Source organism: Erwinia sp. 2186, from assembly GCF_057812255.1.
This window is the reverse complement of sequence record NZ_CM173824.1, coordinates 3,186,998-3,203,943: the sequence shown is the minus strand read 5'-3', so window position 1 is coordinate 3,203,943 and position 16,946 is coordinate 3,186,998. Positions and strand designations below refer to the sequence as shown.

General features: G+C 53.4%; 14 protein-coding genes. 12 read left to right on the top strand and 2 right to left on the bottom strand.

Annotated features, from left to right (window positions below):
* Positions 1-169: 169 nt before the first annotated feature.
* The gene (gene ycaO, locus ACXKZG_RS14835; protein ID WP_488875080.1) at positions 170-1,927 is read right to left on the bottom strand and encodes a 30S ribosomal protein S12 methylthiotransferase accessory factor YcaO; all 1,758 of its coding nucleotides are present in this window, start codon (positions 1,925-1,927) and stop codon (positions 170-172) included.
* A 211-nt stretch (positions 1,928-2,138) separates the two neighbouring features.
* Here ycaO and serC point away from each other — a divergent pair, with 211 nt between their 5' ends.
* The 12 genes from serC (at position 2,139) to ACXKZG_RS14775 (ending at position 16,146) form a co-directional block, all read left to right on the top strand.
* Complete coding sequence (gene serC / locus ACXKZG_RS14830) at positions 2,139-3,224, top strand: 3-phosphoserine/phosphohydroxythreonine transaminase (RefSeq protein ID WP_013201524.1); 1,086 nt, start codon at positions 2,139-2,141, stop codon at positions 3,222-3,224.
* 85 nt (positions 3,225-3,309) lie between these two features.
* Positions 3,310-4,593: a 3-phosphoshikimate 1-carboxyvinyltransferase gene (gene aroA, locus ACXKZG_RS14825; protein ID WP_151038745.1), complete on the top strand. Its 1,284-nt coding sequence runs from the start codon at positions 3,310-3,312 to the stop codon at positions 4,591-4,593.
* Positions 4,594-4,798: 205 nt separating this feature from the next.
* Entirely contained in the window at positions 4,799-5,485 is a 687-nt protein-coding gene (cmk, locus tag ACXKZG_RS14820) for a (d)CMP kinase (protein WP_013201526.1), read from the top strand.
* Between the two features lie 128 nt (positions 5,486-5,613).
* Entirely contained in the window at positions 5,614-7,287 is a 1,674-nt protein-coding gene (rpsA, locus tag ACXKZG_RS14815) for a 30S ribosomal protein S1 (protein WP_013201527.1), read from the top strand.
* 85 nt (positions 7,288-7,372) lie between these two features.
* Positions 7,373-7,657, top strand: a complete 285-nt coding sequence (gene ihfB / locus ACXKZG_RS14810) for an integration host factor subunit beta (RefSeq protein WP_013201528.1) — start codon at positions 7,373-7,375, stop codon at positions 7,655-7,657.
* A gap of 209 nt (positions 7,658-7,866) precedes the next feature.
* Positions 7,867-10,131: a ComEC family protein gene (locus ACXKZG_RS14805; RefSeq protein ID WP_488875079.1), complete on the top strand. Its 2,265-nt coding sequence runs from the start codon at positions 7,867-7,869 to the stop codon at positions 10,129-10,131.
* Positions 10,132-10,167: 36 nt separating this feature from the next.
* Positions 10,168-11,916, top strand: coding sequence for a lipid A ABC transporter ATP-binding protein/permease MsbA (gene msbA / locus ACXKZG_RS14800; RefSeq protein WP_013201530.1), 1,749 nt, complete (start codon positions 10,168-10,170; stop codon positions 11,914-11,916).
* Positions 11,913-12,896, top strand: coding sequence for a tetraacyldisaccharide 4'-kinase (gene lpxK / locus ACXKZG_RS14795; protein ID WP_488875078.1), 984 nt, complete (start codon positions 11,913-11,915; stop codon positions 12,894-12,896). Before msbA ends, lpxK begins: the two co-directional genes overlap by 4 nt.
* 83 nt (positions 12,897-12,979) lie before the next feature.
* A complete protein-coding gene (locus tag ACXKZG_RS14790; RefSeq protein WP_488875077.1) occupies positions 12,980-14,188 on the top strand; it encodes a winged helix-turn-helix domain-containing protein in 1,209 nt (402 codons plus the stop codon).
* Between the two features lie 85 nt (positions 14,189-14,273).
* Entirely contained in the window at positions 14,274-14,456 is a 183-nt protein-coding gene (locus ACXKZG_RS14785) for a Trm112 family protein (RefSeq protein WP_013201533.1), read from the top strand.
* Positions 14,453-15,199: a 3-deoxy-manno-octulosonate cytidylyltransferase gene (gene kdsB / locus ACXKZG_RS14780; RefSeq protein WP_488875076.1), complete on the top strand. Its 747-nt coding sequence runs from the start codon at positions 14,453-14,455 to the stop codon at positions 15,197-15,199. Before ACXKZG_RS14785 ends, kdsB begins: the two co-directional genes overlap by 4 nt.
* A gap of 53 nt (positions 15,200-15,252) precedes the next feature.
* On the top strand, positions 15,253-16,146 hold the full coding sequence (locus ACXKZG_RS14775) for a YcbJ family phosphotransferase (protein WP_013201535.1): 894 nt from the start codon (positions 15,253-15,255) through the stop codon (positions 16,144-16,146).
* On the opposite strand, the gene elyC is transcribed toward ACXKZG_RS14775, so the two are convergent.
* Positions 16,123-16,911, bottom strand: a complete 789-nt coding sequence (gene elyC, locus ACXKZG_RS14770) for an envelope biogenesis factor ElyC (RefSeq protein WP_346566041.1) — start codon at positions 16,909-16,911, stop codon at positions 16,123-16,125. The two genes, ACXKZG_RS14775 and elyC, sit on opposite strands and share 24 nt — an antisense overlap.
* Between the last annotated feature and the right edge of the window lie 35 nt (positions 16,912-16,946).

The following is a 16,946-nucleotide window of genomic DNA, read 5'->3' as shown; positions in this document are numbered from 1 at the left end:
TTGAATTAAGCACGAATTGCGCTTTGTTTAAACGAGGTTATTCAATGAAATGTAGCTGGAAGGTTAAAGTATTCGTTTTATGACAATTAGACGTTACTTTAAAATAACATTAGAAGATTAAGAGAGTGTGGAAAGGGCAATCGAGACCGGTCCCGATTGCCATGAAGTCTTATTTCCAGTTCAGGCGTTTTGCCTGTTGCAGCTTCTCGTAAGCGGCAAGCAAGGACTGATGAGCCGGGAAGGCCATCAGGTCTTCATCAACTGACTGCAGACCATAGAAAGGGGCTTCGCCACTGATTGCAGCCGAAGCGGCTTCAACCGCATCCAGTCCGTACATCCGCACAAATGCAGTATGATACTGCACCGGATCGCGTCCTTCTTCCTGGCTCAACAGCAGCAGCGTTTGCAGGCAACGATAGTAGTTAGCGCGCGCTGGAGTGAAGATAGAGTTGTTGAACTCCATGGTCCATTCCGTCCAGATCAGCGCCTGATCCAGATCGCCACCGGCCAGCGCCAGCATCGCTTTCAGCTCACCAATACGCAGCGTGTACCAACCATTGTCTTTACCCGTTGCCAGGCCAAGCAACTCGCGCACACGGGTGAAGTCATCGTGACCATCTTCATCCAGACGCTCAATCAGTGACAGATAGTCCTCTTTTTCCCACTGAGTTTCTGGCAACGACAGCAGCGTTTCGCGCAGATACGCGCCCATGCTGTTGTTGGCCAACAGCAGATCTTCCGCAGGATAAATATCAGACATCCCCGGGACGATGATACGACAAGCGTAGACGTCCAGATGCTGGTAATCAGCGAAGTAGACTTCCTGATCTTCAGCTTTGAAGATTGCCATCAGCGTCGCGAACTCTTCTTCCGTTGACCCGTCGAAACGCCAGTCAACAAACGGATAATCGGCATCGTCTTTGAACATGTCCCAGGAGATCAGGCCGCTTGAATCAATGAAGTGCGTCTCGAGGTTGGCATGTTCAGCGACTTCTTCATCATCGAAGGTTGGCGGCGTGAACACATCCAAATCTTTCAGGCTACGGCCCTGCAGCAGTTCGGTAACGGTACGTTCCAGCGCCACGCCAAAGTCAGGATGCGCGCCAAAGGAAGCGAAACAGGTGCCATTTTCTGGGTTGAAAAGGACCACGCAGATAACCGGGTACTTGCCACCGAGCGAAGCATCGTAAGAGAAAATCGGGAACCCTTCGGCTTCCAGCTTATTGATCGACTCCACCACGCCCGGATAACGATCCAGCACGGCTTGTGGGATCAACGGCAGGCTGATGGATTCGGCAATAATACGATTTTTGATGTAGCGTTCGAACACTTCAGACAGGCCCTGTACACGCGCTTCATTCGGCGTGTTGCCGGCAGACATGCCGTTGGAGACATACAGGTTACCGATGATGTTCATCGGGATATAAACCGTCTGCTGATCGGATTGGCGCGTAAATGGCAGGGCGCAAATGCCACGATCGCTATTGCCTGACTGCAGATCAATCAGATCGCTGGCGCTGACTTCCTGCTCTGGATCATAAAAGGCGGTCAGACGTTCGTCCAGAATACAGGCTGGCAGGCTGTCGTCTTCTGGGAGCGGGAACCATTTTTCATTTGGGTAATGAACGAAGTCACCGTTGGCCACCTTGTTGCCCAACCAGAAGTCGGCGAAAAAGTAGTTAGTCGACAGACGTTCGAAGTATTCGCCCAGCGCGGAGGCCAGGGCAGCTTTCTTGCTGGCGCCTTTACCGTTGGTAAAACACAGCGGGCAGTCGCGGTCTCTGATATGAACGGACCAGACGTGGGGAACCGGGTTCAGCCAGGAAGCTTCTTCAATATTGAAGCCCAGATCCTGCAATTTTTGCTGAAAGCGTGCGATGGAATCTTCCAGCGCGGCGTCTTTGCCTGGAATATACGTTTGCGTCATAGTGCCCACTCGTTTTGGGTTGTGCCGAAAGTGCGCAATGATACGGGGTTTCTGTCCGATCCGCTACGCGAGGGGGGAAATTACTGTAGCCACCGGCCGGCATCATTCCGGAACTGGTCGGCTGACCCGATTAATCATTGCAGCGGCGGATGGGCAATGATAAAACCGATAGCAGAATAGCAATCGATTGATCTGAAAGTGGTGAGGGGAAATGAGTCAGGTTTTCAATTTTAGCTCCGGCCCAGCGATGCTGCCGGCGGAAGTTCTGCGTCGTGCCGAACAAGAACTGCGTAACTGGCAGGGATTAGGGACGTCCGTGATGGAAATTAGCCATCGCAGTAAAGAATTTATTCAGGTTGCCGAAGAGGCTGAGAAAGATTTTCGTGACCTGTTAAAGATCCCTTCAAACTACAAAGTCTTGTTCTGTCACGGTGGGGCGCGTGCACAGTTTGCGGCGATCCCAATGAACCTGTTAGGCAATAAGACCACCGCCGATTATGTTGATGGTGGCTATTGGGCACACAGCGCAATCAAAGAAGCGCTGAAATACTGCACACCTAACGTCATCGACGCGCAAACCAAGGTAGATGGCCTGCGGGCAATCACCCCGATGAGCAGTTGGGCATTGTCTGATGACGCTGCTTACGTTCACTACTGCCCGAATGAAACCATTGATGGCGTTGCTATTAATGAAGAGCCAGATTTTGGTGATAAAGTGGTGGTGGCCGATCTCTCCTCAACCATCCTTTCGTCCCCACTGGATATCAATCGTTACGGCGTTATCTATGCTGGCGCGCAGAAGAACATTGGACCGGCTGGCTTAACCCTGGTCATCGTTCGTGAAGACCTGTTAGGCAAAGCCAAGAAAGAGCTGCCTTCGATTCTGGATTACAAGGTGCTCAGCGAAAACGAATCGATGTTCAATACGCCACCAACCTTTGCCTGGTACCTTTCTGGCCTGGTATTCAAATGGCTGAAAGAGCAGGGCGGCGTGGCCGAACTCGATAAGCGCAATCAGGCTAAAGCCGACCTGTTGTACAGCACCATTGATAACAGTGGTTTCTACCGTAACGAAGTGGCGACCGCCAACCGTTCTCGCATGAACGTGCCTTTCCTGCTGGCCGACTCTTCGCTGGATAACCTGTTCCTCGATGAATCTGTCGCAGCTGGCCTGCATGCGCTAAAAGGCCACCGCGTAGTTGGCGGCATGCGTGCCTCAATTTACAATGCGATGCCGTTAGAAGGTGTGAAAGCACTGACTGATTTCATGATCGATTTCGAGCGTCGTCACGGCTAAGTCAGCCTGATTGCTCGTAGCCAGTTGGAACCCCGCAAGGCTGCGGGGTTTTATTGTTTTTAATTTGGAGAATATGTTTCGCATGTTGGAATCCCTGACCCTACAACCTGTCGCGCTGGTCGATGGCACCGTAAACTTACCTGGCTCCAAAAGCGTATCAAACCGCGCATTGTTGCTGGCGGCGCTGGCTAAAGGCACCACTCGTCTGACCAACTTGCTGGACAGTGATGATGTGCGCCATATGCTGACGGCATTGAAAGCGCTGAACGTCAGTTATTCGCTTTCCGACGATCGTACTGTCTGTGAAGTCACTGGTCAGGGTGGTCCACTGCATGCGGAAGGCCCGGTAGAACTCTTTTTAGGTAACGCCGGCACCGCAATGCGCCCGCTGGCTGCAGCACTCTGCCTGGGAAGTAATGACATTGTCTTAACCGGTGAGCCACGGATGAAAGAGCGTCCGATTGGGCACCTGGTGGATGCGTTGCGTCAGGGTGGGGCTGAAGTCAGCTACCTGGAGCAAACAGATTATCCGCCGCTGCACCTGAAAGGCGGCTTTAGCGGTGGCGAAGTGTCGGTGGATGGTAGCGTTTCAAGCCAGTTTCTTACCGCTCTGTTAATGACGGCACCGCTGGCACCGAACGACACTAAAATTGTGATCAAAGGCGATCTGGTTTCTAAGCCTTATATCGACATCACTCTGAACCTGATGCGTACGTTCGGCGTAGAAGTGAAGAATGATAACTACCGTGAATTCCACATTGCCGGAAATCAGCAGTATGTTTCACCTGGCGAATACCTGGTAGAAGGTGATGCTTCTTCGGCTTCCTATTTCCTGGCCGCTGCGGCCATTAAAGGCGGAACCGTTAAGGTGACCGGTATTGGCCGTAACAGCATGCAGGGCGATATCCGCTTTGCCGATGTGCTGGAGCAAATGGGCGCGGTGATTGAGTGGGGAGATGACTATATTTCCTGTACCCGTGGCGATCTTAACGCTATCGATCTGGATATGAACCACATTCCTGATGCGGCGATGACAATCGCAACTGCGGCGCTGTTTGCCAAAGGCACCACGGTGATGCGTAACATCTACAACTGGCGCGTTAAGGAAACCGATCGTCTGGCTGCAATGGCAACAGAATTGCGTAAAGTCGGCGCTGAAGTGGAAGAGGGCCACGATTACATTCGCGTGACGCCACCACAAACGCTGAAGTTTGCTGAGATTGGCACGTATAATGATCACCGTATGGCGATGTGTTTCTCGCTGGTGGCGTTATCTTCAACGCCGGTCACTATTCTTGATCCAGGCTGTACCGCGAAAACCTTCCCCGACTATTTTGAGCAGCTGGCGCGTATCAGTCAGTTGGCATAATTCTGCAAATCCGCTGCATTCAGGTGCAGCGGATTGCGAGCCAACTCACGTCCTGCAAGGTTGTTCCCCTCATCATCAGCATTAATCTGACAAATAATTTAATCTCGACCAGGCTTAGGGGTAACGATCCTTGCGTAAGCTGCGTATAATGCCCGTCGATATTTGCCTGGGCAGCTAACAGGCATTCCACCGACAGGAGAATGAGATGACGGCTATAGCCCCGGTGATCACGATTGATGGCCCAAGCGGTGCTGGTAAAGGGACCCTGTGTAAAGCGATGGCTGAAGCCTTGCAATGGCATCTGCTGGATTCGGGCGCAATCTACCGCGTACTGGCATTGGCTGCTTTGCATCATCAGGTGGATATTACTTCTGAAGAAGCACTGGTGCCGATTGCAGCCCATCTCGACGTGCGTTTTGTCTCGACCAACGGTGAGATGGAAGTGATCCTGGAAGGGGAAGATGTTTCTGGCGAAATCCGCACTCAGGATGTCAGCAACACCGCGTCAAAAGTGGCTGCATTCCCTCGCGTGCGTGAAGCATTGCTGCGTCGTCAGCGCGGATTCAGGGATTTGCCAGGTTTGATTGCTGATGGTCGCGATATGGGCACCGTGGTTTTCCCTGATGCACCGGTGAAAATCTTCCTGGATGCCAGCTCGGAAGAGCGTGCGCACCGTCGTATGCTACAGTTGCAGGATAAAGGCTTTAGTGTTAACTTTGAGCGCCTTTTATCCGAGATAAAAGAACGTGATGACCGCGATCGTAATCGCGCCATTGCACCACTGATACCGGCAGACGATGCGCTGGTGCTGGATTCAACCAGCATGTCGATTGAGCAAGTTATTGAAACTGCACTCAATTATGCGCGTGAAAAGTTGTCCTTGCCGCAGTGAATCACGGGCCAAACTGCCCGTAAGAATCCCCTAACCCTGTGATATGGACGTCATGGGGCATGTGAAACAACCCCACCCGTCAGGATGTCAGGTGGACGTTAAATTGAAGAATCCATAAGATTATCAATATGACTGAATCTTTTGCTCAACTCTTTGAAGAGTCCCTGAAAGAAATCGAAACCCGTCCGGGTTCCATCGTTCGTGGTGTTGTTGTCTCTATCGACAAAGACATCGTCCTGGTTGATGCGGGCCTGAAATCTGAATCTGCAATTCCTGTAGAACAGTTTAAGAACGCAGCCGGCGAACTGGAAATCCAGGTTGGCGACGAAGTTGACGTAGCTCTGGACGCTGTAGAAGACGGCTTCGGTGAAACTCTGCTGTCCCGTGAGAAAGCTAAGCGTCACGAAGCCTGGATCACGCTGGAAAAAGCATACGAAGAAGCTGAAACCGTTACCGGTGTTATCAACGGCAAGGTCAAGGGCGGCTTCACTGTTGAGCTGAACGGCATTCGTGCGTTCCTGCCAGGTTCCCTGGTTGATGTGCGTCCAGTGCGTGATACTCTGCACCTGGAAGGCAAAGAGCTTGAATTCAAAGTAATCAAGCTGGATCAGAAACGTAACAACGTGGTTGTTTCACGTCGTGCGGTTATCGAATCCGAAAACAGCGCAGAGCGCGATCAGCTGCTGGAAAACCTGCAGGAAGGCATGGAAGTTAAAGGTATCGTTAAGAACCTGACTGACTACGGTGCATTCGTTGATCTGGGCGGCGTTGATGGCCTGTTGCACATCACTGACATGGCATGGAAACGCGTTAAGCATCCAAGCGAAATTGTCAACGTGGGCGACGAAATCACTGTTAAAGTGCTGAAGTTCGACCGCGAGCGTACCCGTGTGTCTCTGGGTCTGAAACAGCTGGGCGAAGATCCTTGGGTCGCTATCGCTAAGCGTTACCCAGAAGGGACTCGTCTGACTGGCCGTGTAACTAACCTGACCGACTACGGCTGCTTCGTTGAAATCGAAGAAGGCGTTGAAGGCCTGGTACACGTTTCAGAAATGGATTGGACCAACAAAAACATTCATCCGTCCAAAGTTGTTAACGTTGGCGATGTTGTTGAAGTTATGGTTCTGGATATCGATGAAGAACGTCGTCGTATCTCCCTGGGTCTGAAGCAGTGTAAAAACAACCCATGGCAGCAGTTTGCAGAAACCCACAACAAGGGCGACCGTGTTGAAGGTAAAATCAAGTCAATCACTGACTTCGGTATCTTCATCGGCCTGGACGGCGGCATCGACGGCCTGGTTCACCTGTCTGACATCTCCTGGAACGCTACCGGAGAAGAAGCAGTTCGTGAATACAAGAAAGGCGACGAAATCGCTGCTGTTGTACTGCAAGTTGACGCAGAGCGCGAGCGCATCTCCCTGGGCGTTAAGCAGCTGGCAGAAGATCCGTTCAACAACTACATCTCTCTGAATAAGAAAGGTGCAATTGTTAACGGTAAAGTGACTGCTGTTGATGCTAAAGGTGCTACAGTTGAACTGGCAGACGGCGTTGAAGGTTACCTGCGCGCTTCTGAAGCTTCAGTTGACCGCGTAGAAGACGCAACTCTGGTTCTGAATGTTGGCGACGATGTTGAAGCCAAATTCACCGGTGTTGACCGTAAAAACCGCGTTGTTAGCCTGTCTGTTCGTGCGAAAGACCAGGCTGACGAGAAAGAAGCCATTGCGACTGTTAACACCAAACAGGAAGAAGGCAACTTCTCTAACGCTATGGCTGAAGCTTTCAAAGCAGCTAAAGGCGAGTAATTGCTTTTGCAACAGGGCGGCGTAAGTCGCCCTGAAATAGCCGTTACTGTCAGAGCTTTTCCAACAGGAATTTACCGGAGGATTTATGACCAAGTCAGAACTTATTGAAAGACTTGCTGGCCAGCACTCTCATATTCCGGCGAAAGTCGTTGAGGATGCGGTAAAAGAGATGCTTGAGCACATGGCGACCACTTTGGCGCAGGGCGAACGCATTGAAATCCGGGGTTTCGGCAGTTTTTCTTTGCATTACCGTGCGCCTCGTACCGGCCGTAACCCGAAAACGGGTGACAAAGTGGAGTTGGAAGGTAAATACGTTCCACACTTCAAGCCAGGTAAAGAGTTGCGCGACCGTGCAAATATCTACGGCTAACGCTTAGCACTACGCGATAAAACGACACTTCGGTGTCGTTTTTTTTTGCCTGAAATTTGGCACAGCGTTGCGTGCAGTGCCGCAATAAAAATCAGGACCCTGCAAGACCCACCGAAAGATTGCGCGCCGCATTTCAGCGGAGCGTCATTGCGGCTGCATCCTCTCTTCGCGGAGGATAAAGTCTGCTGACGGAATAATGGAGAACCGTCATGCCTTACAGCCTCAGCCGCCTTGCTATGTGGGTCCTCATCGCGATGTTACCTCTGACGTTCCTTCCACGACTGCCTGCCGCCCGTTATGACCTGTGGCTGATCCTCCCCTCCCTGTACTTGCTGATGCAACGCCAACGCTGGCTGAAAGATATCGCGTTATGCGTATTACTCTTTCTGTGGCTGGTTATGTCGGCAAGAACCATGTCCGAACAAATTGAATTGTTGTCCGCAAGGACGATAACGGCCACGACGCAGATAGAAGCCGTACTGGTTAATTCTGAGCGGCTAAAAATGCGGATTGTCAGCGTTGATGAGCGAAGGATTTTTCCACCGGTGTCTACTCTGGTCAGCAGCAAGGAGATTGACCAGTCATTTTGTAGCGGTCAGCGTTGGCAAATGACGCTGAAACTGCGGCCAGTTCATGCCCGATTGAATGAAGGGGGTTTTGATGCACAACGATTTGCACTGGCCAACAGTACGCCGCTAAGCGGAAGAATAATGTCGCTGACGCCAATCGATAGCACCTGCAGCTGGCGTGAACGAATTATCCAACGCAGCCGCAGTTACTATGCTGAGTTTCCCTGGCAGGCGATTCTCTCTGCGCTGGCGTTTGGCGAACGGGGAGACGTCAGCCAGCAGATGACACAGCTGCTAAGAGAGACGGGAACGGCACATCTGATGGCCATTTCAGGTATGCATATCAGTCTGGCGGCCAGTGTAGGCTGGTTATTTGCCAGGGGCTTACAGTTGGCTTTCAGCGCAGCGTGGATTGGCTATCGTTTCCCCTTGATGTGTGGGCTGCTTGTCGCAGCAGTCTATTGCTGGCTTGCGGGTGCCAACCCACCATCACTCAGAGCCGTATTAGCGGTCAGTTTGTGGGGGGCTTTACGGCTATCAGGTGTCCGCTGCAGTAACTGGCAGGTCTGGGGCATCTGCATCGCGACCATTATTTTCTTTGACCCCTTGAGTCTGCTCTCTGACAGCTTATGGCTGTCGGCGGTGGCCGTAGCGGGGTTGTTGTTCTGGTTTCACTGGTTCCCATTACCATCGAAATACGCCGGCAAGAAACGCTGGTTACCTTTGCAGTTACTCCACCTTCAACTGGGCATATTTTTTATTATGATGCCGATACAACTGCTGATTTTTCACGGTATCAGTATCAGCGCCTTGCTGGCGAATATCTGGGCAGTGCCGGTTGTCACCTTCATCTCCGTGCCGCTGATCCTTGCGGCTTTAGCATTTCTACCTTTAGCGCCACTTAGTCAGGCTTTCTGGTGGTTTGCCGATCGCTCGCTGGAAGCGGTCTTCGTTCCTCTGGCTTTGTTGCCGTCGGGTTGGCTCGATATGAACAGACAGGCGCTGCCGATAAGTGCAGCGATTTGGCTGACGGTGATTGCCTGTCGTTTCTGCTGGTGGCGCTCCTCACCGATGACGGTTCTGAGCTTAGGTTTGGCATTAGCCTGCTGGCGACTGAATAACGAGGAACCCAAGTGGCGGCTGGATATGTTGGATATCGGGCATGGTCTTGCCGTAGTGATTTCAGCCAACGGCGAGGCGTTAGTCTACGATACTGGCAATAGCTGGCCGGGTGGCGATGCAGCCAAATCCCAGATCATTCCCTGGTTAGGATGGCAGGGGCTTAAGGTTAAACACATTGTGTTGAGCCACGGTCATCTGGACCACATCGGTGGACTGGGAAGTCTGCAAACGGCTTTTCCTGAAGCGGTAATACACAGCGGGCTGGGAACACCCGGACATTTACCGTGTGAGCAGGGCGTGAGCTGGGGCTGGCAAAACCTGTCTTTTCAGGCAATTTGGCCACCGACAGGACAAACTGAGGCCGGAAATAATCAATCCTGCGTAATCAGGGTAAGTGATGGAAAATGGCGCGTGCTGTTAACGGGGGATATCGAGGCGCAGGCTGAGTATGATTTAGTTCGATATCATCGGGCGTCAATTGGTGCCGATATTTTACAGGTGCCTCACCACGGTAGCAGTACGTCCTCAGTACCTCCTTTTCTCAGAGCCGTGGGCGGAAAGGTCGCTCTGGCCTCTGCGGCGCGCTACAGCGCATGGAAATTGCCGGCGGAAAAAGTAATTAAACGCTACCAAAACTATCACTACATCTGGCATGACACGGCGCTTGAGGGGCAGCTTAGCGTGCATTTTTTTGATAAAAACTGGCACCTTAGCAGTCTGAGAGCGCAAATAATGAGCCGTTGGTATCATCAGTGGTTTGGCGTACCACGTTATTCCAGGTAGAATGAGCGGCTATTTTCAATAAAAGCTGGTTAAATAATGCATCAGGAAAAAGATCTCTCCACCTGGCAGACATTCCGTCGCCTCTGGCCGATGATCAAACCGTTTAAACCCGGATTGATTGTGGCTGCGGTAGCACTGGTACTGAACGCAGCGGGAGATACATTAATGCTGTCACTGCTGAAACCATTACTGGATGACGGTTTTGGTAAGGCTGACTCTTCCGTCCTGATTTGGATGCCTCTGGCGGTGATTGGCTTAATGTTAATCCGCGGCGTCACCAGTTATATCTCGAGTTACTGCATCTCCTGGGTCTCCGGCAACGTTGTGATGAGTATGCGCCGTCGCCTGTTCAGCCACATGATGGGAATGCCGGTAGCCTTCTTCGATCAGCAGTCCACCGGGACGCTGCTCTCGCGCATCACCTACGACTCCGAGCAGGTTGCTTCCTCATCTTCCAGTGCGCTGGTCACCGTCGTGCGTGAAGGGGCCTCGATTATTGGCCTGTTCATCATGATGTTCTACTACAGCTGGCAGCTGTCGCTGATCCTGATTTTACTGGCACCTATCGTTTCTTTTGCTATTCGTACCGTTTCAAAACGCTTCAGAAACATCAGCAAAACCATGCAGAACACTATGGGGCATGTGACCACCAGTGCTGAGCAGATGCTGAAAGGGCATAAAGAAGTGCTGATTTTTGGCGGCCAGGAAGTGGAAAGCCAACGCTTTGCACGCGTCAGTAACCATATGCGCCAGCAGGGGATGAAACTGGTTTCTGCCTCTTCTATCTCCGATCCAATTATTCAGCTGATTGCTTCTCTGGCGCTGGCTTTCGTACTGTACGCGGCAAGCTTCCCAAGCGTGATGGCAACTTTGACCGCCGGTACAATCACCGTAGTCTTCTCTTCGATGATTGCCCTGATGCGTCCGCTGAAGTCGCTGACTAACGTCAATGCGCAGTTCCAGCGGGGAATGGCTGCCTGCCAGACGCTGTTCTCAATCCTTGATACCGAGCAGGAAGAGGACACCGGTAAGCGTGTAATTGAACGCGCTAAAGGTGACGTTGAATTCCGCAACGTCACCTTCACCTATCCGGGACGTGAAACGCCTGCGCTGCACAATATCAACCTGGCGATCCCCGCGGGGAAAACTGTTGCCCTGGTTGGGCGTTCAGGATCGGGTAAATCCACCATTGCCAGCCTGATGACGCGTTTCTACGATATTCAGCAGGGCGAAATCCTGATGGATGGCCACGATTTGCGCGAGTACACCCTTAGCTCGCTGCGTAATCAGGTCGCACTGGTTTCACAGAATGTGCATCTGTTTAACGATACGGTGGCGAATAACATTGCCTATGCCCGTACCGAGAAGTACAGCCGCGAAGATATTGAGAAGGCCGCTACCATGGCTCATGCCATGGACTTCATCAACAAGATGGATAAAGGGCTTGATACTATCATCGGTGAAAACGGCGTGCTGCTTTCCGGTGGACAGCGTCAGCGTATTGCCATTGCCCGCGCATTGCTGCGTGACAGCCCAATCCTGATCCTGGATGAAGCGACGTCTGCACTGGATACCGAATCTGAACGTGCCATTCAGTCTGCGCTGGATGAACTGCAGAAAAACCGTACTTCATTGGTTATCGCTCACCGTCTTTCCACTATTGAAAAGGCCGATGAGATTGTGGTGGTGGAAGACGGTTACATTGTTGAGCGCGGAAGCCATGCCGATCTGTTGGAACATCGTGGCGTGTATGCCCAGCTCCATAAGATGCAGTTTGGTCAATGATTGAACGCATCTGGAGCGGACGCTCCGCGCTTTATCTGCCGCTGGTTCCGTTAAGCTGGCTGTATGGCCTGATTAGCAACCTGATCCGCCTCAGCTATGTCTGGGGCCTGCGCAAAGCGTGGCGCGCTACCGTTCCGGTGGTGGTGGTGGGCAACCTGACAGCCGGAGGCAACGGCAAAACGCCGGTTGTCATCTGGCTGGTACAGGCTTTGCAGCAGCGTGGTCTGCGTGTTGGTGTCGTTTCAAGAGGCTACGGCGGTAAGGCCGATCGCTATCCGCTGGTGCTGGATAACCGCACCACAACCGCGCAAGCGGGTGATGAACCTGTGCTTATTTATCAGCGCACAGGGGCTGCGGTAGCGGTCTCGCCTGTCAGAAAAGAGGCCGTTCAGGCGCTCACTGAGCAGGCGAACATCGACATCATCATTACCGACGATGGCCTGCAACATTACGCCTTAGCGAGAGACTTCGAGATTGTGGTCATCGACGGCAAGCGTCGTTTTGGCAATGGCTGGTGGCTTCCCGCCGGCCCGATGCGTGAGCGTGCTTCCCGTTTGAGAACCGTTGATGCGATCGTTACCAATGGCGGTGAGGCGCAGGCTGGCGAGCTGGCGATGCAGCTGAACCCCGGTGATGCCGTTAACATCCGCAGTGGTGAAACCTGCCCGGCCATGATGCTGACAAACGTGGTGGCGATGGCCGGCATTGGTCATCCTCCTCGCTTTTTTGCCACTCTTCATCAGCAGGGTGTTATGCCAGTTAAGGAAGTGCCTTTTGCCGATCATCAGTCTTATCAACCGGCCCAGTTAGCAGCATTGCTTGCGCCAGGCGAAACGCTGTTGATGACGGAAAAAGACGCGGTGAAAGTCCGGTCTTTCGCTGAAGACAACTGGTGGTACCTGCCGGTGGATGCCGAGCTGCCACAGGCGGCTTCCGGTGCCTTACTGGACAGGCTTTGCGCACTGACCGCCAAACGCTAACAAGCTGAATAAGCGCACAATCTCCGTGCCGGAATCTCCGGAAAAGAACTAAACTCACTGCATCTTTGTCACGAAGGTGCATCATGTCCGCTCTCCAACTTTCGCTTTCTCAGGCCCGCCAGTTACACCTCGCCGCTCAGGGGCTGCTTCGCCCACCGGGACGTAAAGCCAGGGCTGAAGATATCCTCAGCGCCATCCGCCAGATGTCATTACTGCAGATTGATACCATCCACGTCGTTGCCCGCAGCCCTTATCTGGTGCTATTCAGCCGTGTAGGCGACTATCCCGAAAGCTGGCTCGGTGAGGCGCTAAGCCGCGGTAACCTCTATGAATACTGGGCGCATGAAGCCTGCTTTATCCCAATCGAAGACTATCGCCTGCTGCGCCATCGCATGCTGAATCCTCACCATATGGGATGGAAATATAACAGCGAGTGGATGGAGAACTGGCAGCAGGAAGTCGGCGATCTGTTAACGCATATTGAACAAAATGGGCCGGTCAGATCGGCCGATTTTGCCGCACCTCCCGGTCAGAAGCCTGGCTGGTGGTCGTGGAAACCGCATAAACGCCATCTTGAAAATCTGTTCACGGCCGGCGATCTGATGGTGATCGAGCGACGCAATTTTCAGCGCGTCTACGATCTGCGGCAGCGCGTGATGCCGGACTGGGATGACCAGCTGCATGGGATTGAAGAGTCAGAGGCGGTCCGCCAGATGTTGCGTAACAGTGCCAGAAGTTTGGGGCTGTTTCGTGCCGCCTGGCTACCCGATTATTACCGTCTGAAGCGCGCGCCAGTAAAGGCGGTTTTGGCTGACTGGCTGGCGCAGGGAGACGTGATACCGGTGGAAGTGGAATCGCTGGGCGCCTGTTACCTGGATGCCGCTTTGTTGCCCCTTCTCGAACAGGGAACCCGGGCAACCTACACCACCTTGCTGTCTCCTTTTGATCCGGTGGTCTGGGACCGCAAACGGGCGCTGGAGTTGTTTAACTTCGATTACCGACTGGAATGTTATACGCCAGAAGCGAAGCGGCAATATGGCTATTTTGTTCTGCCAATTCTGCACCGGGGAGAACTGAAAGGGCGGCTGGATGCGAAAATGCAGCGTAAGGAAAAAGTATTGCAGATCAAACAGCTGTGGCTGGAGCAGGGCGTCAAAATCAGTCAGGGCACGATCAACGATCTGCATCAGGCCATCTCACGCTTTGCGCGCTGGCAAGGGGCCGAGGCGGTGGTGCTGGATAAGCTGCCCGAAACGCTGGCAGTTGCCTGGCAAAAAGGGTGGGCGCTGTAACATCCTGCACGCGGGGAAGTAACCGATGCCGCGCCAGCTATGATATTCTAAGGACCTGTCTGACCGGGATCACCAGGGAGAAACCATGGATCACCGTTTACTCGAAATCGTTGCTTGTCCTGTTTGCCACGGCAAACTGTATTACATCAAAGACCAGCAGGAGCTTATCTGCAAACCTGATGGCCTCGCTTATCCTGTGCGCGACGGCATTCCAGTCCTGCTGGAGACAGAAGCGCGTTCACTCACCATGGAAGAGATCCACCCATGAGTTTTGTCGCTATTATCCCGGCGCGTTTTGCTTCAACGCGCCTGCCGGGTAAACCGCTGGTCGATATCCAGGGTAAACCGATGGTAGTGCATGTGATGGAGCGAGCGCTGGAATCAGGTGCCGATCGGGTCATTGTCGCTACCGATAATGAACAGGTGGCGCGTGCTGTTGAAGCGGCCGGCGGTGAGGTGTGTATGACCCGCGCCGATCACCACTCCGGCACGGAACGGTTGGCTGAAGTGATCGATCGCTATCAGTTTGCCGATGACACCATCATCGTGAACGTGCAGGGCGATGAGCCGATGATCCCACCGGTTATCATCCGTCAGGTGGCAGAAAACCTGGCCAAAAGCGAAGCCGGCATGGCGACGTTAGCCGTGCCGATTGAGACCGCAGAGGAAGCCTTCAATCCGAATGCGGTCAAAGTCGTGATGGATGCGAGAGGTTACGCGCTCTATTTTTCCCGGGCTACCATTCCCTGGGATCGTGAGCGTTTTGCCACCTCCCGCGAAGAAATCGGCGATACCTTCCTGCGTCACATTGGCATCTACGGCTACCGTGCGGGCTTTATTCGCCGCTATGTCAGCTGGGAGCCGAGCCCGCTGGAGCACATTGAGCTGCTTGAGCAGCTACGCGTGCTTTGGTACGGCGAAAAAATCCACGTTGCCGTCGCCAAAGCGATCCCAAGCGTTGGTGTCGATACACCGGAAGATTTGGCCCGCGTGCGCGCGGCTATGCAGTAATCCTGTTGGGGCCTTCGCTGGCCCCTTCTCCACTTTTTTTAAAGGAGGAGGAAATGGAACAACTCCGCTCGGAGCTTTCTCTGGTATTGGGCGAAACCCTCAGCCGCCTGGAATGTATCAGTGAGCAACCCTGGTCCAGCCTGTATTCGCTCTATGACCAGCAAGGCCACTCGCTGCCAATGGTGGCAAAATACTTCAATGTCAAAGGCATCGCGGCACAGGAAGCCTATAAGCTTTCGATGCTGGCTAAGGACAGCACCATCCGTTTGCCGACGGTCTACGGCCTGATCGTCAGCCAGCAACCGCCACAGCATGATGTCTTGTTGATCGAGCGCATGGGCGGCGTGTCGGTTGAAGCGCCAACGCGCACGCCGGTCCGCTGGCTGCAGTTGCAGGATCAGATTGTTGCCGCCTTACTGGCATGGCATCGACTCGACAGTCACGGTCTGGTCGGCAGCGTCGACAGCACGCAGGAAAATAACTGGGTTTCCTGGTATGCCCAGCGCGTTGAGGTGATCTGGTCCACGCTCGGGTTTATGCGGCCTGACGCGCTGTCGATGGAACACCGGCGCGTGCTCTACCGCAGCCGGGAAAATCTCGGCAATCTGCTGGCGGATTTCAACGATCCTTGCGTGCTGGTTCACGGCAATCTGTCACTGAGCAGCATGTTGAAAGAGGCGTGGAGCGACCAGTTATTGTCGATGATCAATCCCGGGATGATGCTGTGGGCACCACGGGAATATGAGTTGTTCCGGCTGTGCGAAGAGGGGCTGGCAGAATCGCTGCTGTTCCATTACCTGAAGCAGGCTCCGGTGGCGGAAGGGTTTGTTGCCCGGCGCTGGTTGTACACGCTGTGGGACGAGACTGACCGGCTGATTCATACCGGCCAGTTCGATGCACGCCGTTTTCAACGCGCGGCGGACTCACTGCTCCCCTGGCTCAGTTGAGGCCCCATCCCCGGAGGTCAGCCGTTGCCAGCCTCTTCCCAACCACTCATAAATCGCCCGATCGCTGTGACCCAGCCACAATGGCGACGGAATTGCGCGTTCCCAGACATTCAACGGTGAGTCAATAGCCAGCTGATTGGCTGGCGCCGGTAGAGGATCCAGTCCCTGCTGTTGGAAAAAGATCATCGCTCGCGGCAGGTGTGAGGCGGATGTCACCAGCAGGAAGGGTGTTTTTCCCACCACCTTAGCCACTTCAGCCGCTTCCTGTCGGGTATCCCTCGGTTTATCAAGCGTCACGATCGCACTCAATGGCACGCCTAATGACTGGGCGACGCGGGACGTGACTTCGGCAGAGCTGACCGGATTGTTCTGCGCCGCCGCACCGGTAAAGATCAATTTGGCTCCCGGATTTTCCCGCCATAAGCGGATCCCTTCAACCAGCCGCGGCAAACTGTTGTTGATCATATTGGAGCCAGGCGCCCAGTCTGGATTCCAGGTGTATCCACCGCCCAGTACCACCACATAGCCGACTTTTTGCTGATTCTGCCAGGTGGGATAGCGGTTTTCGGTCGGCGCAAGCAGGCTGTCCGCCACCGGTTGCAGGCTTAACAGCGCTAACAGCAGGCAGGCAGCAGAGAGGATAATTTTGCCGGTTTTCTGCCAGCGGCTGAACCAGAGCAACAAAAGCGCAATTGCCATCAACACAATCAGCAAAGGCAAGGGCAGCAACAGCCCACCGACGAGTTTTTTTAACGCAAAAAGCATGAAAACGGACTCCTTTTGTCCGAAAAAACACCACC

Coding starts and splice junctions, on each gene's coding strand:
- ycaO (WP_488875080.1), bottom strand. CDS start 1,927: ATGACGCAAACGTATATTCCAGGCAAAGACGCCGCGCTGGAAGATTCC.
- serC (WP_013201524.1), top strand. CDS start 2,139: ATGAGTCAGGTTTTCAATTTTAGCTCCGGCCCAGCGATGCTGCCGGCG.
- cmk (WP_013201526.1), top strand. CDS start 4,799: ATGACGGCTATAGCCCCGGTGATCACGATTGATGGCCCAAGCGGTGCT.
- rpsA (WP_013201527.1), top strand. CDS start 5,614: ATGACTGAATCTTTTGCTCAACTCTTTGAAGAGTCCCTGAAAGAAATC.
- ihfB (WP_013201528.1), top strand. CDS start 7,373: ATGACCAAGTCAGAACTTATTGAAAGACTTGCTGGCCAGCACTCTCAT.
- ACXKZG_RS14805 (WP_488875079.1), top strand. CDS start 7,867: ATGCCTTACAGCCTCAGCCGCCTTGCTATGTGGGTCCTCATCGCGATG.
- msbA (WP_013201530.1), top strand. CDS start 10,168: ATGCATCAGGAAAAAGATCTCTCCACCTGGCAGACATTCCGTCGCCTC.
- lpxK (WP_488875078.1), top strand. CDS start 11,913: ATGATTGAACGCATCTGGAGCGGACGCTCCGCGCTTTATCTGCCGCTG.
- ACXKZG_RS14790 (WP_488875077.1), top strand. CDS start 12,980: ATGTCCGCTCTCCAACTTTCGCTTTCTCAGGCCCGCCAGTTACACCTC.
- ACXKZG_RS14785 (WP_013201533.1), top strand. CDS start 14,274: ATGGATCACCGTTTACTCGAAATCGTTGCTTGTCCTGTTTGCCACGGC.
- kdsB (WP_488875076.1), top strand. CDS start 14,453: ATGAGTTTTGTCGCTATTATCCCGGCGCGTTTTGCTTCAACGCGCCTG.
- ACXKZG_RS14775 (WP_013201535.1), top strand. CDS start 15,253: ATGGAACAACTCCGCTCGGAGCTTTCTCTGGTATTGGGCGAAACCCTC.
- elyC (WP_346566041.1), bottom strand. CDS start 16,911: ATGCTTTTTGCGTTAAAAAAACTCGTCGGTGGGCTGTTGCTGCCCTTG.